Origin of the sequence: Psychrobacillus sp. PGGUH221, assembly GCF_042055255.1 — a bacterium.
Classification (GTDB): domain Bacteria; phylum Bacillota; class Bacilli; order Bacillales_A; family Planococcaceae; genus Psychrobacillus.
The window spans coordinates 23,858-44,341 of the sequence record NZ_JAQMHQ010000006.1; the positions used below are offsets into that span (position 1 = coordinate 23,858).

The window sequence follows — 20,484 nt, forward strand, 5'->3', positions numbered from 1 at the left end:
CTAAGCGAAACAAATATCTTAAAAGACACAACAGAAACAATTATAATGAAGGGTTTTATTTTAATTGGATTTCGAGTCGGAAGCTAAATTTGTTTTTCTCTTTAATAGAAAAATACTTTCAACAACTATTGTAAGAATGTAAACAATCAATAGTACTAACGATAAATTTGTTGTAAGTTCATAACTAGAATGGAACAATTCTTGAGACCAATAATCGTCTGGTAATATAATACTAGATAAAAAATTGGATACGCCGATTCCATCATTAGCTTCCAATAATAAACTCTGTGTATAATTTTGAGACAAAGCAACATTGGACAATATGGAAAAGAATAATAATGGCAGCAAAGCTGTAGAAATTTTTATAGAATTTTTGATTATAAGAAATACAATGATAATGAAATATAATAATATAATCAAAAACACCATGATCTCACTCTCCTTGCAATAATTTTATGTCAACTATTACTTTCAATTTTATAAAATAACGTTTCTGTTAAAACTGTTATGCCAGGCATTTTCAACTAATTATGTAATTGACCTCTATGGTGATCTAAATGTCTAACAGTAATATTAATACCCTTTTTTTCTTCCAATATAAAGTAAGTGAGAAGAAATTCCAAGGATGTATGGATCGTCTGCTTTTTCAATAAGTAATTTCAGGAGTTTTTCAAGTTCTGGTTCCCCTTTGTTTCTCCAATAATTCCAATTATCATTATTTAATATTGCACCTATATTAGAACCTATCAATTCTATACTTTCAAATCCTTGTGCTTCCATAAACGGTTTGATTTCATCTATATTAAAATAATAAGCACCAGTAAAGCGTCCTTCATCTTGATGATTAAAACAACCTGTTTGTGAAAATTGTTGAATCTCATCTATGTTATCATTTGGTTTCCAATGTTCAGGATATAATAGTGAAGTCAATATATGCCTGATTCTTGGCATAAACGCAACAAAAACAATACCATTATTTTTAGTAACTCTATGTAACTCTCTAACTGCTTTGATACGTTCAGTTTCATCTTGTATATGATACATAGGGCCAAGCATTAATGATGCGTCAAACTCTTCATCATTAATCATTTTAAGTTCTCTAGCATCTGCAGTAAAAAAACCATTAAAGTGTTTTTCCAAATTAAGTGCCTGTACTTTATTTCTAGCAATTTCAACAAGTTTCGGCGTTAAATCTGTTAAGGTTACTCTATAACCGTCTTGAGCAAGTTTAATAGAATATTTTCCTGGTCCAGCACCATTATCTAACACGTTCCCTGTTGGAGGCAGATATTTTTTTATATAATGCAAATTAACTTGGAATTCAATCGGTTCTCTTTCTAAACGTCCCCATTCATCAAACTTATTATAATAATTAATGATATTACTCATTCCCACACCTACATTCTATTATTTTATGTTCGAAAAAACCTTTACATACTTCTATAAAAGCATGGATGTTCCTACTTATTTCTTCTAGTATTTTTAACATCATCGTTCATTGAACAACCAATGATGAAAAATAATGAAAACACGATTATTTCTACATGGAATAATTTATTTTTCACTATTTTTCACCTCTTTATTTAAAAAAGTTATAAGAACTTCAATATAACTAATCGCACATTATTCAGCTGTTGCATCCTCAATAATCCAATCCACAGCACTAATTAGGTCAGGGAAAACGGCATCTGCAAGTGGATCACTCTTTCCTAGAAAAACTCCTTTTGTTCCGGCCTTCTTCCCTGCAATGATGTCTGTATCAGTATCTCCTACCATATAGGATTCGGATAATTCAATATCATATTTTTTACCCAAATCTACAATTAATTTGCTATTTGGTTTTCTGCAAGCACAACCTGCTTTTGGTTTATGAGGACAATAAGCAACATCATGAATTGTTGCACCTTCCTTCTTTAGTTCAGCAACCATATGTTCATGTATTTTATTGAGCTGAGCTTCTTTCATTAATCCTAAACCAACACCCCCTTGATTTGTTACAACAAAAACAAAATCAAAGAAAGTATTCAATTTTTTAATTGCTTCTGGAACACCCGGTAAGAAATACAACTCATGTGGTTTATTCACAAATTTAACTCGATCACTCAGCACTTCATTTATTACTCCATCACGATCCAAAAAGACTGCCTTCTTCATTTTTGTTCCCCCTAATGTATTGTAGTTTAAATTTTTTTAAAAATAGTTTGCCCTTGTTGTCAGAAAATAAACTGCAAATTTAGTAGGGTATTTGGATAGTATTTTATTTAAATAGAAATCTGCTTATTTTCATTTAAGGTTATTTTACTTCATCTACATATTGAAGGATTCATCTCATTAGACCTATAATTTTAAAGACATAAACAACGCCGGGTTTAATTCTTCACTTTCTATTACTATCGCTGTCAATCCAGTATCTGATTTAGTTTCATGCCATTCATCTTTCTCCCAAAATACAGCATCACCAGGTAGAACTTTAAAATATTTATCATCACCATTCCGTACATATCCTTCTCCATTCAAAATTAACAAAAGCTGAGGTACAGTTGCCTGATGATAGCCAATAATTCCGTTTTTTTCTAAATACATACAACCTATTTGAGCTTCCTTTTGTATGTGGATAATACGAGACATGATAAAATCCGAATTGAAATTCGGAATCTTTTTCCCTCTATTTTTATTGAAAGTATAAAACTCCATGTGTTACCCCCTAATTTGAATAATCCAATTTTAACTGCACCTTCCAAAAGATTCGTTTTCTCCTACAAAATCTTTCTTAAAATCTCTATATTCTCGTTAAGAAATGCTTGGTGCTTGTCTACTCCCCGTAAACGGCACCAGCCAATAGAGTTAAAGGCATCATAAAAAGAATAAAAAGAAAGTATACTATCTAAATCCAAAATTGGTCGAATCGACTCATATCCAGAGATATAAGCATCTCTAGTTCCTTCATATTTACTCCAAACATCACGATTTATCTTTGCAAAATCAATTTCTGTAGACCCAACTCGAGCACTCTCAAAATCTATAATTCCACTAACTTTATTGTCATGTATTAATATATTACCTGGACGAAAATCCATATGAATAATACAAGGACCATCAGGAGCAGGTAGTGTAGGAAAAATGAGTTCAAAATGTCGGATTGATTTTTCGTATAAATCATTAGATAGTTCAAGCCTTGTATGTGTTTCGAACTTAATAAAAGTCTGTTGAATGAAATTTCTCCAATCGTTATTTTCTAATGGTTTAAATCCATTCTCGGTTTCTGCACCATATACAGGCATTGATAAAGCATGAAGCATTGCATGATTCACTCCAATTTGGAAAGCTAACTGGAAATCTATTCTCCCTAAACAGGGGACACCGATAATTTCCTCTAACAACAATGCACCTGTTACTGTTTCATCCCCCTCCCAATAGTCTAGAACTGTTGGTACCGACATATAATTTTTTAGCTTAATTAACATTTTATACTCACGAAAAAGTTTGTCTTTGCTATATGGAATCTTTATGTATACATTCTTTTTGTTTATTAATTGAATTTTATAAACTTCTGAACTAAATGACTCTGGAACGGTATCAATCGACAATATAGGAAGTTTGAATTGTTTAATTACCTTTTGTATATTCTCCACCTAGGGTCTCCTTAGAATAACTATAATCTATAATTTACCAATTATACATAAAATGGTTCTATTAGTATATATCATCATATTATTTTATTTCCCTATCAAATCCATTAATCCTTTAATTTTTAAAAAAAAACACCCAAATGGGCGTTGTGTTCACACGAAATTATTGAAACTTTTTTAACCTATATTCTTTCACTAATGATTATTTGAAATCTTTAAAATCACTTTATGAGAATATATATGTTCAATCACACTCTAACACTTACATATCATCAATTGATTACCATCAGGGTCTTTAAAATTGAAATAATGATTATGTTCAATTGGAGTTATTAAATCAACATTTTTACTTTCCATAAACATATATGCTTCCTCGATATCATTTGTATTGAAATGGAAGGAAGGAGTTTTAAAAATATTTTCCTCCGAATAAATCTTACTATCCAATACAATGCCAGTCCCATTCATCGGAATAACAAACAAATGTCCAAATTGTATTTCTCCGTCAGCTGGCAAACCTAATATATCGCAATACCAATCCCTAGCTTTTTCAATATTACGAACAGGGATAAACACTATTCCAATCTGATTTAAAATTGGGCTATTCAATATAACACCTCCATAATACAGTTGTCCTTAACATCGTTAAACATTTCATAATTAAAATACATATAACTGGTATACTGTTATTTCTACATATACTTCAAAATACCTGCTAATAATTATTTTTTGTATTATCGATATTAACTTAGCTCTCTTCTTGTATGAACTTAACAACATCATAATTGCAATTATTACAGACCATTAAATGAGGGCAAATTTGATCTTTAGCTGTATTAGGATAGCCATCACCCATTTTCACTGTTTCTTCATCATTATAGTGACCATAAGGATCTAAAAAATCGGAAACCTTGCCAGAGTCGTCTAATTGAGAACTACATTTTGGGCAATATATTTCTAACCGTTTTAATCCGTTACATAAAGGACACACTGCCAAAATTATCACTCCTTTATTTTAGTATCCTTTATTTGATCAATACTATGTAAAAAAATAATTGAAGATGACACCTGGTGTGATTATTGTTTTAAGAATTTTAATAAAGGAATAGCGAACATCCTAATTTTATTCATCTTCCAGTACATCAGTTAAATTTTTTTAAGAATCCTGTACTTTTGCCATCATATCCATTACTTTTATAAAAAAGATGCGCAGTTTGACGCTCTTCTCGATTACCACTATTTAAAGTTATTGCTACTGCTCCTTGCTGAAGTGCCCATTCTTCACAAGCTTTTAGTAGCTTTGTACCAACTCCTTGCTTACGTTGTTTTGAACTTACAACAAACGCAAGTAATCGTACGTATAAACCCGAAAATTCAAAAGTGAAGGCCTTACTTAAACCTGCAAAACCAATTATTTCATTATCTTTTACAGCTACCAATGACTGATAATCTTCATGTTTTTGTATAGTCTCAAACCGTTCAGTTAAATCTACTAATGTTGTAGGATAACCTAATTCGCTCATCAACTCTACTAAATCTATATAATCTGTTGGTAGTACCTCTCTAACTTCAATTGTCATTAAATATACGAACCTCCCATGAAATTACTTGCACTTTAAGTGAATAATCTCCTAATCGCCAAACTTGTTCAAAACCTAGTGCATATTCATATATCGATAAGCTCTTTTAGCCATATCAAAGTGTTCACCATGCCATTTTTCTACTTCATCGATACTATAAAATCCGATTTCCAAACTCTCAAATGAAGTTCTTAATTCTCCGTCCTTTATTTCGCAAGCATATAGAGGATGATAGGAAGTGTGTGGCTGGCCAAAATCTCCAGGCTTTCTTGTAAATATATCAATGAGATCATTCACCTTAATTACTAGACCAGTTTCTTCTAAAAACTCTCTTTTTAAAGATTCTTCGGGACTTTCTCCTGTTTCACACCATCCACCGATAATTCCCCACGTTCCATCATCAGCTCGATGTTCTAAAAGCATTTTTCCATCTGAAGAAAAAATAACTCCATTCACCCCGACTTTTGGTGTTACATGTCCAAGCTCTTTCTTAAACTTTTCAATAATTATGCTTTCCTTAACTTCAGTGATTTCCGAGTACTCTTTACTAGCTAATAAAAGCAATTTTTCGTATCTTTCTATATCATATGGGTTCACTGCATAATGTAAGCCGAGTTGTGCAATTGAACGTACGTTTTCTAATAATGACAATCTATTCTCCAATTACATAGCCTCACCTTCAATTAAAATTCATTATTTTACTAATTTGTTCCTATGTATTATTAGTATGGGCAATACTAATAATTTTTTTAATTATGTACGGAAAATCATTCTCGCTTTTGATCAAAAATAAATGGCCCGCTTCGCCTTTGTTTGGAGGTATAACATCGCTTTTATTAGACTCATTTTGCTGTCGAATAAGCACTTCTTCAAAAGTTGAAGCTGTTCTTAAAATAGTTGTAGTTCGCTGACTAATAGCAACACGTTCTTTAACAACATGTTCTGGAATTTCAAAATTCACAAGGATAGAAATAAATCCTTGTTTGTGATAATGTTCAAGTAGTTTCAAGCGATTTTTCCGATTGCGATTGGAGTTACAAAGAATAAGATGGCAATTAGTCTCATTAACTACATAATTAACAATAGTTTGAGTGAGTGCATACTTGATCACATTTGGACCTTGTTTTGGTAGTAATGATTCGTAATAAGTGTGTAGGAACTCCGCGTGGTTATCCTGGTCAATCACAACTGAGTTATGCAGCTCTTTTTCTAATGCTTTTGCGAACGTAGTTTTACCACTATGGGTTATACCGACTGTCATAATTACTAACCTTTTCATGAACTTAACTCCATTCTGATAATTCTTGGATTAACAACAAATTGCTGCATTACTAGTTGAGACAGCGAAAATAATTTTGAAAGTGCTAAAGATAATTAAAATGTATCAAACGTTATTATCCAATTTGACCAGATTCTTTTTCATCAATGTAAAAATTACTGGATGTCCATAAAATGCGCCTTCGATCTCTTTAATCACCTTGAAGCCTTCTCTTTCGTAAAATGAAATATTAGGATTTCCTTTGTACACAGTTAAAGATAAAGAATTCGTATCTTTGAATCTTGAAAGTCGAGTTCTCAATAAATGTTTTCCAACCCCTTTTCCTTGATGGTTAGGGTGAACATACAAAGACTCTAAGAACACGTCTTTGTCTGACAAAGCTCCTTTGAAAAAAGCATATCCCATTATCCCCTCATTATTTTCAGCAATCAAATTTAGAGAGGATTTAAAACGATTATCCATCTCCTCATTAGAGTAAGCGTCCTTTAAAACTTTATCCTGAATAGGTTCTGGAATAAACCCAATATACGTTTTTCTCCAAGTAGCAAATGCAATAGATCTGACTCTATCGATATCTGATAAGTTCATATCTCTGATTAACATAGCTCAACTCCTAAATTCATCTAAACAACACTTATTATTTAGTTCTTCATTCTTTTGTAAAAACCTTCTTCAACTAATTTACATACTAATTGCTCGTCACTATGTAACACGTTTAAATACAGAATAGTTTATGCAGAAATTCGAGTTAATAAATTTCTTTAGTCTTATTCTTAGAAAGTCTTAACAACGATATCCCAATTGATGATATCCCAATAAATATAAAACTGTAGAAAAATAATTTTAAGCCGTATGTTGGAGAATTTGAAACTAAACCACCTAATGTCAAGAACAAAACCCCAATACATGTTAGGAAATACGAAAACTTCTTATTGTTTTGTTTGAGTAAAGAATAACCTATAAGAATTAAAAGGTAAGTTCCACTAAGTAACATAAGCAATGGGAAAGCAGGGAAAAATTTAGCGGCATATACGAAATAATCAATAGTTAAAATATCACTTGCTTGTTTCACTGGACCGTTTAGCATTTCAGAAAAAATAGTAGTATATTTCCACTCCCAAGAAACATTTCTTATTTGGCTTCCCTCATACCACGCAACAAGAATAGATATTATAAAAACCATTAGAGCAACAAATAATTGAACAATAATTCTAAAAGACATTTTTCCACCTCCTATAGTCCTCTCTCGTTCTGATAATTCATACTGATCAATACATAATATTACTGATATAACTCTTAAAATAAATGGATTATTTTTCATTAATTGTAACATTAAATCCATCTAAATATTCAAATTTCCTTCAACTAATCTGTTCCATTAAAAAAGAGTTGCCTAAGCAACCCAACATCTATTACAATACAACACATTTGTCCAAAAAGAATTTTATGAAATACCCTTCCCGCCCCTTGTTTTTAGGGCGTTGATTCTCTCAACTCCAGTAATGATTGGTTTTGCACGCTTTATTAATGTTTGTGTAGATTCCAGTTGAAGAGACGCTTTATGGGCATTTTCATTGCTCCACACTTCATAAACATAAACAGAATTTGGTTCGTTTTCAGAAGTATTTACAAGATATATCTCGCACTCATCTAATTTCTTCATTGATTCTGCCGCTTCCAGCAAAATATCTACCATTTTGTCAAGTTCACCTTCTTGTACTAGAAACTTGCCAAACAAACTAAATTTACTCATATTCTCCTCCTTAATTTTGATTACCTGTTAATAACTTCTACACCGAAGTCCTATATTCCTATGATTCCCATACATAAAAATTAAAACTTATTCCATTATTATATAATCCTTTTTATTTTGAAAAGATCCTATATAAGGTTGTAATCTACACCGTTAATAAACAAGAAAAAAGTTGAACATATAAACTATAATTTAAACTCTTTCTTAATTATTTGAGCCACCTCTTCTGCACTCAAGTATGTATTATCTATTCTTATATAATTCTCCTTTTCAATTTCACCCTTTTTAGAATTCAATCTATTACTTTCTAAGGTACTAATTAAATGTTGTTCCGATTGTTCAATATTTCTTTTAGTTGGTTTATATTCAAGTTTATGGGGTGTCTTATTTCGCTTTAACCTCTCTTCTACGTTGGCTTCTAATTCAACGAAATAAATATCTGCACCATGTTTAGATACTGTTTGACACATATTTTCTATATCGTTCCAATCCTCTTTTTGATCGAAATACCATACCTTAGTAAAAATCATTCCATCATTATTACTTTTAGAAAATGCATTAAATATTTCCTTCCGAAATAAATGTGTTAATCTCCACATTTCTGGACTAAATCCGAATAATGGCTCTAGTAAATCAATAGTCATGTGGTTATGGAATAACTTTAAGCCTGTTACCTTTGCAAGTTCTTGCCCGACAGTCATTTTTCCAACTGCTTGTGGCCCAAATATAAAAACAAACTTTTTCAAAATACATTCCTCCAAACAATAATGAAATAAATTCTATTGTAATATTTCTTCTATTTCTTCTACAAAACTATCATTATTTATAACTTTATAAGACTTAATATTTTTTTTAGGGAATACAATTACGTTTTCTTCAACAAATATATAAATTTGGTCCACTTTAGAATATATTTTATATTCTGCATCCAAAGGCGAATACCGTTCTTTAGCCTCATTCATTTCTGCATTTTCAAACAGCGAAATTAACTCTTTCTTCTTATTATTTGGAAGATTGATTTCTTCAAAGTTAACACCATTTATACCTTCGACAATAATATTTGTATCATCATAAAAGAATTCTTCTGTTAATAATTCTTTAATTTTAATAGTTTTTGATAATTGTAAACTTGTAACAATAACTAGAAGTAGTAACGTTACAACGGTAATACATAATGTTTTCTTATTTCTCATAATTTTCCACCGTTTAACTCCCATCATAACGATTTAAATCCTTAATGTCCTTTGTTAGAATTCAATGTTAATTAAACTTACCCCTTAGACAAACAGCATTTGGACAATTTATTATGACACCTAAATTTCGCACTCCTTTCATTTAGAACTCACGATAATTCAAATGTTTGTTAAACTTTTCTGTCTCTATACTTTAATAAGGCTTAAACAAATATAAGTTTCTTATATTATAAAATTTTCCATTCGAATCAAAACATATGAAAGTATGTGTTAGCTGTAGTTAAACAATCGTGACAATTGAGAAAAATAACATTTTACCTTTTAATGCTTGTATATTTCCAGAATATTAAATGATTTGAAACTTTTAATGTCTCATAACGTATTGTAAAACAAAAGATAGAGGAGGAAAGATATTGAAGAAGATAATAGCCCTATTATTTTTTTGCATCGCTTTAATCTTTCTATTAGTCGCATGCTCGGAAAAAAAGAATGTATCCAAATTTATTGCTAAAGCCAGTGATTTTGAAGATTCAGGCTTTACAAGTCGTAGAGGTCAGCTAATAGTAGTTATCGGGGATGAATTAATGATTAGCGCTAATTATGATCCACAGTCAAAAGAGAAAAGTAGTATAGATAAGATTTTGGAATCCGAACAGGTCAAGAGTGGTAATCATTTTTTAAAAAATTTTAAAAATGTGAACATCTCGACAAAAGATGACAAGTATTATATTTCTGCTAACGATGGAGTATCATTGGAATTTCAAAAAATTGGTGAACGTATTATTGTGGATGAGGAAGGAATGGAGTATTACACCCAAGAGTATACAGAAGAATAAAGTTCATTTTATAGTACTCTTTTTAAGAGATAAGTGCCATTAATCCAAGAAGGATTGGAATAAATGGATATATTCATTTCCCTGTTTTTATTCATCTAATTTTCTGTATCTTGTATTATAAAAAAGCTATACTTCATAATGAAGTATAGCTTTTTTATATATTCAATGAATATCATTCTTTTTGAAGTTACCACCCTTAACCTCTGCCACTTCATAAACTGTGACAAAAGCATTCACGTCAATATCACTAATGATTTCTTTCATTTTACTTTCTTCTAGACGATTTATCACACATGTTATTTCTTTGAATTGCTCATTTGAATATCCGCCGTGCACTATATTAAACGTTGCTCCACGACCTAAGCGGTCTCGAATTGTCTCTACCATTAACTCAGGTTGATTTGTGATAATTTTAAAAGTTTTTGAACCGCTCAAACCTACTTCTACGATATGAATTACTTTTGAAGCAATAAAATAAGCTATTGCCGATAAGATAGCCCCTTGTAGACCGAAAACTGTTGAAACAACAATAAAGACAAACGTGTTTAAGAATAATATTAGATCACTTGTACCAAAAGGTAATTTTCGAGATAGTAGTACTGCCAACATATCGATGCCATCTAATGCCCCGCCATTACGTAATGCTAACCCCATTCCAAAACCAATAATAATACCTCCAACTACCGTTACTAACAATGTATCCCCATGAATAATCGTTTGTACATGGTGCATGAGACTAGTACCGACTGCTAGTGAAGCAATTCCGATTACTGAATAAATTGCAAAACTTTTACCAATTTGTTTATATCCTAAAAAAATGAATGGAATATTCAATAGTGCAATTAGAATTCCTAAGGGTATTCCGAATAATTGAGATCCAACAATGCTTAGTCCCGTTACCCCACCATCCGATACATTATTTGGGATTAATACTGCTTCTAATCCATATGCAGCTACAAACCCCCCAATAATAACCATTATTGCTTTAAATACCATTTTACTTAAATTGGACTTTTGCTTTTTGTTAGTTCTCATTTTAATTTCCCCGTTTAATTTATTATTTGATTGATACATATTCAAAAGATTTATGTATTTTTAATAAAACCTTTTTCAACCTATAATTTATTATATAAGTATATTACTTTTTCTCAAAACCATAAACATTAATGATACTTAATTGACTCTTACAGAAGACTCTATATCATTATAGAGAAAGGATTCTTTACAATTTGAATTACTCATTATTGTCAAAGTGTTCATTATCCGAATTTCAAAATTTGTTATAAAAAATATGGTATAATTAGAAAAAATTGTTCGTAGGGGGTTTATGATGAATGTAATTTTTGCTCTTATTCCTATTTTTTTAATTCTGTTAGGTGTATTTTCTTTCTCCTTGCTAATACGAAGACTATTAATAAATTCGAGCCTGCGTAATATTCATTCTAAAGAAATTGAAACAAAACTAGATAAAATCATTTATTTGCTAGAAAAAGATCGTTCAAATTCATAAGACGCTGCACTTTACGGATAGTTTAAATAAACATAAATTAAAACACATTGGATTTAACCAATGTGTTATTTAATTATCCTTTGTTAGCAAAAGAAAGTTTAAAAATTTTAAAGAATTACACCTGCAAAATTTCCTTTTAATACTTCTTTTTCATGTTGATTTTTACATAAAAAGGATGCAATAATAGTTGTTCTATTATTTTCTTGCCTTTCGTATTTTTCAATTTTAACTTCGCAAATTATTATATCCCCTGTATACACAGGTCTTAAAAACTCAAAATTCATTGTACGCGCCAGTACATTGTTATCTCCACCAATTTTTGTTGGTAGAGTTGCAGTTAATAAACCTTGAATTACAAGCCTTCCCTGTTCATCTAATGTTCTATGATGAATACCTTCATCACCTGAAATATCTGTAAATAATTCAACATCCCTTATTGTAAAAGCCCGTTCAAACGTAATTATTTCTCCTACTTTTAATGACGTAGTAATCTCCCCCTTAGTATATGACATATTGTTTTGGTAATTTGTCCTTTAAATGTATAAGAAAATCTTATATTATCCATTCTTTTGGTTTAATATTTTTATCCATCCATTCCTTTTCCGGTGCACGGTATGAGGCGGTGGCGATTAAACGATCATCGTGCCAAATTGCTGCTCCGGAACGAATCATTTCATCGAGCAGAATTTGAATAAATTCTACAGGCTGAAGTTGGAAAGAGTAGCGCGCATAATCTTGAAACCAACCACAATTAAGTAGGTAGCTATTGATTTCTTCTTTAGCTAGTCCGTTTTTAATGATTAATGTAAATGAAAAAATCCTCTTGCAGGCATGCCAAGAAACTTTTTCTGGCATCCTAAGCCACTTTTCAAACCGTTTCCTTGCTACTTTAATGGCAGCTTGAGGATTCTCTATTTGAGGACCATGTCCTGAATATGCCTGCTTGATCCGGAGCTTGGACAATCGTTCCAAACTTTCTAAAGATCTTTGAATAGATGTAACTCCCTCTCGAAAGATATTTAACCATCCGATATCATTTTGGTGAAAGAGATCCCCGCATATTAATATCTCTTCTTCGGGTTCATATAAAGAAATATGCCCTAACGTATGTCCCGGTGTGTGCAAGACCTTCAAGGTTCTAATTCCTGTATTAATCTCATCGTTATCAGCAAGCTTCCTATCTACTCGATAAGGTTCTACAGGCTGATCTAACCATTCTGCACTACAGGCTTCAGGGTCACAAAAATTAATTAAATCGGCTTCCCATTTATGAGCAGCAATTGGCACACCATAATTTTTTTGAAGATGAAAATTACCTCCTACATGGTCACTATGGTAGTGCGTATTCACAATAAGGTGTAATTCTTCAGGAGAAACACCTGCTTCTTTAATTAATTTCTCTGTATCTTTCACTTCACTTCCAAAACCAGTATCAATAAGGATGGCGTGCTCATCCTTAATAAGAATCATGTTTGCACTTGGAAATTGTCTTTCAAAGAAAATAATGCTGGACTTTTTCAGAAGCTATTCCTCCTTAAATCAATGTCTAAACAATTATGAGCGAACGTTCGCTCAATTAATTTGTAAATAAGACTTCATATAATTACTACTTCAACAAACTCTCAAAAATACCTCCTTATTGAACTAATCTCCAAGTAGCAATTGTAATAATAATTGTCTAGATTTCTTTTTATAAATGCCGTTTTGCTATCATTCTTTTAACAAAACAACTTTAATTCAAGAGTGATTAGTCTTTTTACTAATTAAAGTAATATTTCGAGTCCCTTTACATCTGTTCCTTACAGTCTAGAAGTGTATTAGAACAGGATTTTTCTATATGAAATTCCGAAATCTTAAGTAGTAAGTATAGATACTATTTCTTATACCTATCCTATATATGAAGTTGAAAATGAGAGGAGTATAATGGCCCATATGAAATTTAAACTACCTTTCGTAAATAAGAAGCCTTCGATCGAAAAAGGGAAAGTAACAGAAACCAGATTAGAAACGATTTCTCCCTCAAAGAATGTATTTATACAACAGATAAGAGAAGTAACAAACAATCCCGCAGATTTGATTGTAAAAGATATTCCTCCCACTGTTGTGATCGTTTATATAGATAATCTTGTAGATGGACAGACATTAAATGAACATATCATTCGAGACTTATACCAAAAAAAGTTAGATTCACCAGTAAGCATTAAAGCTAATCTATCCATACCTGAAGTAAAAATGACAAATCATTTTGATGATGCTATTCTTTCAATGGTGAATGGAACAGTACTGATTCATGTTGAAGGACACTCTCAAATAATTTTAGCGAGTATCGCTAAAAGGGAGTCGCGAAGTTTGTCAGCACCGGAAAATGAATCTCAAGTAATAGGTTCTCAAGTTGGATTCAATGAAAGCCTTTCTACAAATGTATCTCTTGTCCGAAGATACATAATGAGTCCGGATCTTAGTTTGGAAAAATTCAAAATAGGCAAACGTACAAACACAACAGTTACTCTACTATACATGAATGGAATAGCCTCAGATCATATAATCAATTCGTTAAGACAGAGAATTACAAGCCTCGAATTAGATGCTTTAATAGATAGTGCTGTTTTAGCAGAAATGATTGATGATAATTCTATGTCAATCTTTCCTCAAATGCTTCTTACTGAAAGACCTGATAGGTTTTGCGATTCACTATTAATCGGAAAAGTAGGAGTAATTGTTGACGGTAGTTCCATGGCAATCATTTGCCCTCAATCGTTTATAGAGTTCTTTAAAAGTAGAGAGGATCAAAATCTTAGATGGCAAATTGCAACTTTTTTTCGATTATTAAGGTTTAGTGCCGTCTTCTTATCCATTTTTTTGACTCCAATATACGTAGCTGCATTGACTTTTCATTACGAAGTTATTCCGCAAGCATTTTTGGTTCCACTAAGTGAGTCAAGAGCTTTGGTACCCTTCCCTCCCATATTTGAAGCATTATTGTTAGAACTTATTATTGAATTACTGAGAGAAGCTGGCGGGCGACTTCCGACAAAGATTGGGCAAACAATTGGTATCGTTGGTGGTATTGTCATTGGAACTGCAGCTGTACAAGCTGGAATTACCAGTAATATATTAATCATTATTATTGCATTAAGTGCATTGGCTTCTTTTACAACTCCTAGTTACATGATGGGTAATGTTATTAGAGTCCTTAGATTCCCAATAATAATATTAGCAGGATTTTGGGGGTTTATTGGTATAATGCTAGCTTATTGTTTTATCCTCATTCATCTTTTACGCCAATCCAGCTTGGGTACTCCATATACTGCACCTTTCTATCCTCCTCGTTTAAAAGACTGGAGAGATAGTATTATCCGTATGCCTTTACCATTTACATCCAAAAGGCCTACCAGTACAAGAGCAGTGGATACAGAAAAATTCGATCCAGAGCCTATAAATCCTGAAAAAAGGTGAAATGAATGAAAAGTTCCATACAAGTCAGTCCTAAAGATATGATTAATGCTTATTTACTTTTCTTTGTTATTCATAGCGCTCAAATTGGTGTTGGGATACAGGGTTTTCAACGTATTGTTTATCAAGATGCAAGACATGATGCTTGGATTTCTGTTCTTATTGCCGGATTCGCCACACATATTGTCGTTTTTTTCATGATAAAAACGTTAGAATTGTATGGTTCCAATGACCTCTATGGAATCCATCAAGATGTTTTTGGGAAGTTTTTTGGAAATTTATTGAATGCTACCTATATTCTTTACTGCGCCATGGCATTCTTTTCCATACTGCGTAACTATATTGAAGTAATTCATGCATGGATTTTTCCGGGTTTAAGTACATGGTTCATTTCTTCCACGTTGCTGTTAATCATAATTTACGCCTTTACGGGTGGACTCCGTGTAATTGTGGGAGTTTCTTTTTTTAGCATCATACTGTCTATATGGCTTCTCCCAATGTTGATATTTCCTCTTGAATTTTCAACAGCTGCTAACCTCTTGCCAATTTTGGAAACAAAAATAAGTTCTATTTTAAATGGCGCACGTTCCATGACTTTCACTATTATTGGATTCGAAATTCTTTATATTATTTATCCTTATATAAAGGAAAAAGAAAAGGTAAAAAAGTATGCTCATCTAGCTTTATTAGCCACTACATTTGTTTATCTTTCTGTTATGTTGGTTTCGCTTACATACTATAGCGAAGGAAAGTTACTTAAAACAGTTTGGGCAACTTTAACCCTGTTTAGTTTTATCAGTTTTCCATTTATTGAACGTTTTGAATTTGCTGCGGTTTGTTACTGGATGTTGATCATTATACCGAATCTATGTCTTTACCTATGGGCTGCTTATAGAGGGGTCACACGTATAGTAAAAATAAGTGGAAATAAATTCGTTTGGCTGTACTCCTTTATTATCCTTATAGGCACTTTAGTTGTTCAAAGTAGAACTCAAATCAACATGATTAACAATCAGTTTGCCAAAGTCGCTTTTTATATTGTATTTGTCTACCCTATTTTCTTATACTTGGTCGCTGTGGTGAAAAAGAAAGTCACAACAAAGAAGGAGCAACAGGAATGAAAAAGTTGAGCTTCTATTTCATTACACTATTTCTATTTATTACTTTAGTCGGGTGTGCAGAGACAAATATTCTCGATAGAGTCGGGTTAGCTACTTTAGTGGGCTATGATTTGGGTAGTGAAGAAAATAAAGTGAAAACTACCGCAGTTATTCGTGAAGTAAATCCAGAATTTCAAAGTAATGTTGAAGTTGTTACCACAGAAGACGAAACAAGTAAAGGTGCACGTGTAAAACCAATCGCAAGCTATCCAAAAAAATTATGGTCGGTCAGATGAGAGTTGTTTTGTTCAGTGAAGAGCTAGCAAAGAAAGATATTCATTATTACATTGATTCACACTTAGAAAACGCTAGTGTTAGTAATGGTATTTATATGGCAGTTGTCGAAGGTCCAATGACCTCCTTACTTGAATATCAATATGAAAATATCGAGGATATCGGTCAACATATATATAGATTATTAGAACAAAACATTGAATCTGAACACATGATTTCATCTACCCTTCATGAAGTAGCACGTGATTATTATTCATCCGGTAGAAACATTGTTATGCCAATTATCAAAAAAGAGGAGGAATTTGTTGAAATATCGGGAATAGCTCTCTTTAAAGATGGTAATATGGCAGGCAGACTCTCCGCTGAAGATAGTTTTTATGTAAAAATTATAAGAGACAATTACGAACATGGAATTTTCGAAACTAACTTACAAGAAGAGGATATTCCATCTTCTTTAAGGAAGAACACTGTTAGTGAGATTCCTTTAGCATTTGATACAGTTAAGACGAAAAGAAAATTGAAACTAGTTAATTCAAATACCCCTGAATTCGACTTGCACATTACCATTAAAGCAAGATTATTAGAAATAAGGTCAGATCTAGATATAGGAGACCCCAAAATAGTAGCGCAACTTGAACAAGCTATTAGTAAAAATTTATCTCGTGAAATGTCAAGAGTAATAACATACGGACAAAAAATTAATTCAGATGTTTTTGGTTTTGGAGAATCATATAGAAGCTCTGTTAGAAACTCTAAACTTACTCAAGAAAAGTGGCACAAGTTGTTTAAAGACATGAAAGTAAATATCAAAGTAGATTTTACGATACTTAGAAACGGAGTATTTGAATAATCGGATAAAAAAAGGAAGCTATCTACCCTTTAAGTACAAAGAAAAACAGCAGTACATCTAATAACAAGATAACCATCATCCTCTATGTATAGGTTGGTGGTTTCTTCTTAATAGACTCCTCCTACCGAACGTCTATTAAGAAAGTAGAGGTCTACATATTCTTAACCCTTTATGATATGAAATTTTAGGGTCTTGTATATCTAAATTTCCTGAGAGGATAGTTTTTCCGTTCACTTTCGTATTAGATCCTGTCCTTATAAATTCAATAAAAGTTTATACTAATAAAGGGAGAAATATTTTACATCTTTTTCACTATTCTTTCTATTAAGTCCTCTTCTTTGATCTCACTCTTATCAGCAACCAAAAATGACTGGAATAACGTGAACAGCTCTTTTATTTCTTTTTCATGATTAATGATATTTATACTTTTTTTGTATTCTTCTTCATCTTTATATCTAGCAATCTCTACCCATTTTGTGACATCGTCTTTACTATTTAAAAACATTATATGTACATCTAAATATCTCTCATATATTGCAATCGCCTTTTGCTGCATGTATAAATACTCTTCTTCTTTATCTTTTTGAATATGATATTGATAAATTTTTACATACACTTAATTTTCCCCCTTTTTTTTCTCAAATATAAAGACCTTTAGTATCTTGGATTAACGCAGCATTAGCACTATAAGGTTAATAACATCCCCTGTTTATAGAATACCATTTGATTGCTTATAGATTTACAAGTTTCATTTAATAATTATTTCTCTGATGACTCTTTGTACTTCTTATGTTCTTCCCTAACAAAGACAATTGCCTTCTCAACAGTTAATATATTTTCTTCGATCCAATATTCACCCATTTCATTAATCAATGAGTGAATGAGTCCAATATTACTAACAGCTACAACATAACTTAGTAAAACATTTATCACGTCATCATTTAATCCTAACTCCTTCAAATCCTTCACAAGCTTTACATCTTCCTCTGTAATAGTACCGTTCTGTAATTTAAAATAGTCAATCGGTGATGATGATTTAACTTGTTCTATATACCTATCACTGGATGTCATTCCCATTTTAGTTTTGAATTGTTCTTCGTGCCATTCCTCTATTGTCATTCCGTTTATTTCTTGAAATCGTTCTTCTGGTGTCGTCCCATGTATTACTTTCCCTTGTTCTTTTTTCCTTCGTTTTTTATCTGTTATCTTTCCTGTTTTAACCTTATTTTTTTCTTCAAGTTTTGCATTCCATGCTTCTGTTGTCATTTCCATTACTTCTTCATATCGTTCTTCGTTTCCTATATGGTATATTTTTTTATCTCGTTTTTTATCTTTGGTCATTCCTTTCCTCCTTTATTCCAGTTGTATTATTTCATAATCCCGTAAATCCTCTTATTGAACTAACCTGCTCCGTTAGTTGACGAAGTAATAATAGCATGCTCTAGTTACATAAATTAATTATAGTAATAGCTATAGATATTTGATGACTTAACTTGTTAATACAGCTATAATCGAATAATTTTATATAAATATCGATTAAAGTGGGGAGTGCAGCATGGGGGCTATTAATGGAAAAGATTTCATTAACAGATTAAATCAGCTAAACAATGATATTTGGTACGACGGTGAAAAAATGGAGGGGTTGCTATCTGAACAACCTGTCTTCAAGGGACTAATTCAGTCCAAAGCGAATCTTTATGATTTGCAACATGACCCAAAAATAAAAGATGAGATGACTTTTATTTCCCCAGTATCAGGAGAGCTTATTGGTCTTTCCTATTTGCAACCAAAAACGAAAGAGGACTTAATAAGAAGACGAAAGATGATTGAACATTGGGCTAGGTATTCAGGGGGAATCATGGGAAGAAGCCCAGATTATTTGAACACTGTTTTAATGAGCTTCGCCTCTTCCGTATCCTTTTTAAATAATAAGGACAAATGTTTTCCAAACAATCTGCAAGCATTTTATGAATTTGCTAGGGAAAATGATCTGTCGTTTGCACATACCTTTATTTCTCCACAAGTGAATCGTTCTTATATCTACTATGAAAATACGGATGAGCCAATCGCAGCAAAAGTAATTGATCAAAATGAAGAAGGAATTATCGTTAAAGGTGCCCGTCTTCTTGCTACACAAGGTGGATTAACAGATGAAGTATTAGTTTTTAGCGTAGGTAAATTTCTATTTAATGAAGATGAAGCTTTTGCTTTTTCGATCCCTTCTAACACAAAAGGATTAAAGTTTATTTGTAGGGACACGTTCATCGGCGGACAATCTCCTTTTAATCATCCATTAAGTTCGCGGTTCGAAGAAATGGATTCTATCGTTGTCTTTGACAATGTGTTAGTACCTTGGAATAGAGTATTTTATTACAACAATGCAGAAGTAGCTGAAGAATTCCCAATTCAAAGCTCTTTCCATCCCTTTACTAAGCACCAAGTATTGATTAGACAAATTGTAAAAACAGAGTTTATCTTAGGTATTGCTGAGCTTCTTATCGAAACGATTAATATTAGCGAGTATCAACATATTCAAGAAAAGATGTCAGAAATCATCATTGGTCTTGAGACGATGAAAGCCTTGTTAGAAAAATCAGAGAATAACGCAAAATTAGATAAATGGGGATATATGCGTCCAGAAATTTTCCCGCTTCAAGTTGCTGGTAACATTTTTCCTAAAATTTATCCTCGTTTCACTGAAATTATCCAGTTAATTGGAGCTAGTGGAATGATTACATTGCCAACCGAAAAAGCATTCCATTCTATTGTTAGAAATGACTTAGATTTTTATCTTCAAGGAGCAACTAAGACCGCAGAGGAACGTGTAAAAATATTTCGTTTAGCTTGGGATCTAACAATGAGTGCATTCGGAACAAGACAAACCCAATATGAGCGATACTTTTTTGGTGACCCAATTCGATTAGCTAGTGATTTATATAAGAAATATCCCAAAAATGAATATGTAAAGGTAATTAGTAATTTCTTAAATTTAAAAAATGAAGAGTAA

Annotated in this window: 27 protein-coding genes; 7 read left to right on the forward strand and 20 right to left on the reverse strand. The window is 32.0% G+C overall.

From position 1 onward, the window contains the following. Positions 1 to 60: 60 nt before the first annotated feature. From PGC35_RS10985 to PGC35_RS11055, 15 genes are all read right to left on the reverse strand, one after another. A complete protein-coding gene (locus PGC35_RS10985) occupies positions 61 to 429 on the reverse strand; it encodes a hypothetical protein (protein WP_375219207.1) in 369 nt (122 codons plus the stop codon). Positions 430 to 573: 144 nt separating this feature from the next. Next, the gene (locus tag PGC35_RS10990) at positions 574 to 1,389 is read right to left on the reverse strand and encodes a class I SAM-dependent methyltransferase (RefSeq protein ID WP_375219208.1); all 816 of its coding nucleotides are present in this window, start codon (positions 1,387 to 1,389) and stop codon (positions 574 to 576) included. Positions 1,390 to 1,623: 234 nt separating this feature from the next. Then, positions 1,624 to 2,154 (reverse strand): D-glycero-alpha-D-manno-heptose-1,7-bisphosphate 7-phosphatase, encoded by a 531-nt coding sequence (locus PGC35_RS10995; protein ID WP_375219209.1) that lies wholly within the window; start codon positions 2,152 to 2,154, stop codon positions 1,624 to 1,626. Between the two features lie 183 nt (positions 2,155 to 2,337). Next, positions 2,338 to 2,694, reverse strand: coding sequence for a cupin domain-containing protein (locus PGC35_RS11000; protein WP_375219210.1), 357 nt, complete (start codon positions 2,692 to 2,694; stop codon positions 2,338 to 2,340). A 62-nt stretch (positions 2,695 to 2,756) separates the two neighbouring features. Further along, positions 2,757 to 3,632, reverse strand: coding sequence for a phosphotransferase family protein (locus tag PGC35_RS11005; protein WP_375219211.1), 876 nt, complete (start codon positions 3,630 to 3,632; stop codon positions 2,757 to 2,759). Between the two features lie 252 nt (positions 3,633 to 3,884). After that, positions 3,885 to 4,238 (reverse strand): VOC family protein, encoded by a 354-nt coding sequence (locus PGC35_RS11010; protein ID WP_375219212.1) that lies wholly within the window; start codon positions 4,236 to 4,238, stop codon positions 3,885 to 3,887. A 139-nt stretch (positions 4,239 to 4,377) separates the two neighbouring features. Continuing rightward, the gene (locus PGC35_RS11015) at positions 4,378 to 4,620 is read right to left on the reverse strand and encodes a hypothetical protein (RefSeq protein WP_231687558.1); all 243 of its coding nucleotides are present in this window, start codon (positions 4,618 to 4,620) and stop codon (positions 4,378 to 4,380) included. 151 nt (positions 4,621 to 4,771) lie between these two features. Next, entirely contained in the window at positions 4,772 to 5,209 is a 438-nt protein-coding gene (locus tag PGC35_RS11020) for a GNAT family N-acetyltransferase (RefSeq protein WP_275785850.1), read from the reverse strand. 75 nt (positions 5,210 to 5,284) lie between these two features. Continuing rightward, entirely contained in the window at positions 5,285 to 5,860 is a 576-nt protein-coding gene (locus PGC35_RS11025; RefSeq protein WP_375219213.1) for an NUDIX hydrolase N-terminal domain-containing protein, read from the reverse strand. A 61-nt stretch (positions 5,861 to 5,921) separates the two neighbouring features. After that, the gene (locus PGC35_RS11030; protein WP_275785844.1) at positions 5,922 to 6,488 is read right to left on the reverse strand and encodes an AAA family ATPase; all 567 of its coding nucleotides are present in this window, start codon (positions 6,486 to 6,488) and stop codon (positions 5,922 to 5,924) included. 105 nt (positions 6,489 to 6,593) lie between these two features. Next, positions 6,594 to 7,091, reverse strand: a complete 498-nt coding sequence (locus PGC35_RS11035) for a GNAT family N-acetyltransferase (protein ID WP_375219214.1) — start codon at positions 7,089 to 7,091, stop codon at positions 6,594 to 6,596. Positions 7,092 to 7,236: 145 nt separating this feature from the next. After that, the gene (locus PGC35_RS11040) at positions 7,237 to 7,821 is read right to left on the reverse strand and encodes a YjdJ family protein (RefSeq protein WP_375219215.1); all 585 of its coding nucleotides are present in this window, start codon (positions 7,819 to 7,821) and stop codon (positions 7,237 to 7,239) included. A 111-nt stretch (positions 7,822 to 7,932) separates the two neighbouring features. Next, the gene (locus PGC35_RS11045; RefSeq protein WP_275785836.1) at positions 7,933 to 8,241 is read right to left on the reverse strand and encodes a putative quinol monooxygenase; all 309 of its coding nucleotides are present in this window, start codon (positions 8,239 to 8,241) and stop codon (positions 7,933 to 7,935) included. A 185-nt stretch (positions 8,242 to 8,426) separates the two neighbouring features. Continuing rightward, a complete protein-coding gene (locus PGC35_RS11050; RefSeq protein ID WP_375219383.1) occupies positions 8,427 to 8,942 on the reverse strand; it encodes a shikimate kinase in 516 nt (171 codons plus the stop codon). Between the two features lie 78 nt (positions 8,943 to 9,020). Then, positions 9,021 to 9,434: a hypothetical protein gene (locus PGC35_RS11055; protein ID WP_375219216.1), complete on the reverse strand. Its 414-nt coding sequence runs from the start codon at positions 9,432 to 9,434 to the stop codon at positions 9,021 to 9,023. A gap of 413 nt (positions 9,435 to 9,847) precedes the next feature. On the opposite strand from PGC35_RS11055, the gene PGC35_RS11060 reads away from it, so the two are divergent. After that, positions 9,848 to 10,270, forward strand: a complete 423-nt coding sequence (locus PGC35_RS11060; protein ID WP_375219217.1) for a hypothetical protein — start codon at positions 9,848 to 9,850, stop codon at positions 10,268 to 10,270. A 162-nt stretch (positions 10,271 to 10,432) separates the two neighbouring features. On the opposite strand, the gene PGC35_RS11065 is transcribed toward PGC35_RS11060, so the two are convergent. Further along, on the reverse strand, positions 10,433 to 11,305 hold the full coding sequence (locus tag PGC35_RS11065) for a YitT family protein (RefSeq protein WP_375219218.1): 873 nt from the start codon (positions 11,303 to 11,305) through the stop codon (positions 10,433 to 10,435). Between the two features lie 295 nt (positions 11,306 to 11,600). Between PGC35_RS11065 and PGC35_RS11070 the strand changes: the two genes are divergently transcribed. Continuing rightward, positions 11,601 to 11,780, forward strand: a complete 180-nt coding sequence (locus PGC35_RS11070) for a DUF4083 family protein (RefSeq protein ID WP_375219219.1) — start codon at positions 11,601 to 11,603, stop codon at positions 11,778 to 11,780. Positions 11,781 to 11,887: 107 nt separating this feature from the next. Here the strand turns inward: PGC35_RS11070 and PGC35_RS11075 are convergent, their stop codons facing one another. Both PGC35_RS11075 and PGC35_RS11080 read right to left on the reverse strand, forming a co-directional pair. Next, on the reverse strand, positions 11,888 to 12,292 hold the full coding sequence (locus tag PGC35_RS11075; RefSeq protein ID WP_375219220.1) for a hotdog domain-containing protein: 405 nt from the start codon (positions 12,290 to 12,292) through the stop codon (positions 11,888 to 11,890). 40 nt (positions 12,293 to 12,332) lie between these two features. Continuing rightward, positions 12,333 to 13,301 carry an MBL fold metallo-hydrolase gene (locus tag PGC35_RS11080; protein WP_483880163.1) on the reverse strand — a complete coding sequence of 323 codons (969 nt, stop codon included), beginning with the start codon at positions 13,299 to 13,301 and terminating at the stop codon, positions 12,333 to 12,335. A gap of 411 nt (positions 13,302 to 13,712) precedes the next feature. On the opposite strand from PGC35_RS11080, the gene PGC35_RS11085 reads away from it, so the two are divergent. The 4 genes from PGC35_RS11085 to PGC35_RS11100 are packed head-to-tail and all read left to right on the forward strand — an operon-like array spanning position 13,713 to position 17,477. Next, the gene (locus PGC35_RS11085) at positions 13,713 to 15,236 is read left to right on the forward strand and encodes a spore germination protein (protein ID WP_375219222.1); all 1,524 of its coding nucleotides are present in this window, start codon (positions 13,713 to 13,715) and stop codon (positions 15,234 to 15,236) included. A gap of 5 nt (positions 15,237 to 15,241) precedes the next feature. Then, positions 15,242 to 16,354 carry a GerAB/ArcD/ProY family transporter gene (locus PGC35_RS11090; RefSeq protein WP_375219223.1) on the forward strand — a complete coding sequence of 371 codons (1,113 nt, stop codon included), beginning with the start codon at positions 15,242 to 15,244 and terminating at the stop codon, positions 16,352 to 16,354. Beyond that, positions 16,351 to 16,629 (forward strand): Ger(x)C family spore germination protein, encoded by a 279-nt coding sequence (locus PGC35_RS11095; RefSeq protein ID WP_375219224.1) that lies wholly within the window; start codon positions 16,351 to 16,353, stop codon positions 16,627 to 16,629. The genes PGC35_RS11090 and PGC35_RS11095 overlap by 4 nt, the downstream gene beginning before the upstream one ends. Then, a complete protein-coding gene (locus PGC35_RS11100) occupies positions 16,626 to 17,477 on the forward strand; it encodes a Ger(x)C family spore germination protein (protein WP_375219225.1) in 852 nt (283 codons plus the stop codon). Before PGC35_RS11095 ends, PGC35_RS11100 begins: the two co-directional genes overlap by 4 nt. Positions 17,478 to 17,775: 298 nt before the next feature. Here the strand turns inward: PGC35_RS11100 and PGC35_RS11105 are convergent, their stop codons facing one another. After that, complete coding sequence (locus PGC35_RS11105) at positions 17,776 to 18,093, reverse strand: hypothetical protein (RefSeq protein ID WP_375219226.1); 318 nt, start codon at positions 18,091 to 18,093, stop codon at positions 17,776 to 17,778. A gap of 143 nt (positions 18,094 to 18,236) precedes the next feature. Next, positions 18,237 to 18,818, reverse strand: coding sequence for a DnaD domain protein (locus PGC35_RS11110; protein WP_375219227.1), 582 nt, complete (start codon positions 18,816 to 18,818; stop codon positions 18,237 to 18,239). 214 nt (positions 18,819 to 19,032) lie between these two features. On the opposite strand from PGC35_RS11110, the gene hpaB reads away from it, so the two are divergent. After that, a complete protein-coding gene (gene hpaB, locus PGC35_RS11115) occupies positions 19,033 to 20,484 on the forward strand; it encodes a 4-hydroxyphenylacetate 3-monooxygenase, oxygenase component (RefSeq protein WP_375219228.1) in 1,452 nt (483 codons plus the stop codon).

What these genes read in the sequence shown, in the direction of transcription:
- PGC35_RS11045 (WP_275785836.1), bottom strand. Translation starts at nt 8,241, where the DNA reads ATGAGTAAATTTAGTTTGTTTGGCAAGTTTCTAGTACAAGAAGGTGAA.
- PGC35_RS11110 (WP_375219227.1), bottom strand. Translation starts at nt 18,818, where the DNA reads ATGACCAAAGATAAAAAACGAGATAAAAAAATATACCATATAGGAAAC.
- PGC35_RS11070 (WP_375219219.1), top strand. Translation starts at nt 11,601, where the DNA reads ATGAATGTAATTTTTGCTCTTATTCCTATTTTTTTAATTCTGTTAGGT.
- PGC35_RS11050 (WP_375219383.1), bottom strand. Translation starts at nt 8,942, where the DNA reads ATGACTGTCGGGCAAGAACTTGCAAAGGTAACAGGCTTAAAGTTATTC.
- PGC35_RS11085 (WP_375219222.1), top strand. Translation starts at nt 13,713, where the DNA reads ATGAAATTTAAACTACCTTTCGTAAATAAGAAGCCTTCGATCGAAAAA.
- PGC35_RS11095 (WP_375219224.1), top strand. Translation starts at nt 16,351, where the DNA reads ATGAAAAAGTTGAGCTTCTATTTCATTACACTATTTCTATTTATTACT.
- PGC35_RS10995 (WP_375219209.1), bottom strand. Translation starts at nt 2,154, where the DNA reads ATGAAGAAGGCAGTCTTTTTGGATCGTGATGGAGTAATAAATGAAGTG.
- PGC35_RS11065 (WP_375219218.1), bottom strand. Translation starts at nt 11,305, where the DNA reads ATGAGAACTAACAAAAAGCAAAAGTCCAATTTAAGTAAAATGGTATTT.
- hpaB (WP_375219228.1), top strand. Translation starts at nt 19,033, where the DNA reads ATGGGGGCTATTAATGGAAAAGATTTCATTAACAGATTAAATCAGCTA.
- PGC35_RS11040 (WP_375219215.1), bottom strand. Translation starts at nt 7,821, where the DNA reads ATGTTACAATTAATGAAAAATAATCCATTTATTTTAAGAGTTATATCA.
- PGC35_RS11100 (WP_375219225.1), top strand. Translation starts at nt 16,626, where the DNA reads ATGAGAGTTGTTTTGTTCAGTGAAGAGCTAGCAAAGAAAGATATTCAT.
- PGC35_RS10985 (WP_375219207.1), bottom strand. Translation starts at nt 429, where the DNA reads ATGGTGTTTTTGATTATATTATTATATTTCATTATCATTGTATTTCTT.
- PGC35_RS11090 (WP_375219223.1), top strand. Translation starts at nt 15,242, where the DNA reads ATGAAAAGTTCCATACAAGTCAGTCCTAAAGATATGATTAATGCTTAT.
- PGC35_RS11035 (WP_375219214.1), bottom strand. Translation starts at nt 7,091, where the DNA reads ATGTTAATCAGAGATATGAACTTATCAGATATCGATAGAGTCAGATCT.
- PGC35_RS11075 (WP_375219220.1), bottom strand. Translation starts at nt 12,292, where the DNA reads ATGTCATATACTAAGGGGGAGATTACTACGTCATTAAAAGTAGGAGAA.
- PGC35_RS10990 (WP_375219208.1), bottom strand. Translation starts at nt 1,389, where the DNA reads ATGAGTAATATCATTAATTATTATAATAAGTTTGATGAATGGGGACGT.
- PGC35_RS11000 (WP_375219210.1), bottom strand. Translation starts at nt 2,694, where the DNA reads ATGGAGTTTTATACTTTCAATAAAAATAGAGGGAAAAAGATTCCGAAT.
- PGC35_RS11055 (WP_375219216.1), bottom strand. Translation starts at nt 9,434, where the DNA reads ATGAGAAATAAGAAAACATTATGTATTACCGTTGTAACGTTACTACTT.
- PGC35_RS11020 (WP_275785850.1), bottom strand. Translation starts at nt 5,209, where the DNA reads ATGACAATTGAAGTTAGAGAGGTACTACCAACAGATTATATAGATTTA.
- PGC35_RS11030 (WP_275785844.1), bottom strand. Translation starts at nt 6,488, where the DNA reads ATGAAAAGGTTAGTAATTATGACAGTCGGTATAACCCATAGTGGTAAA.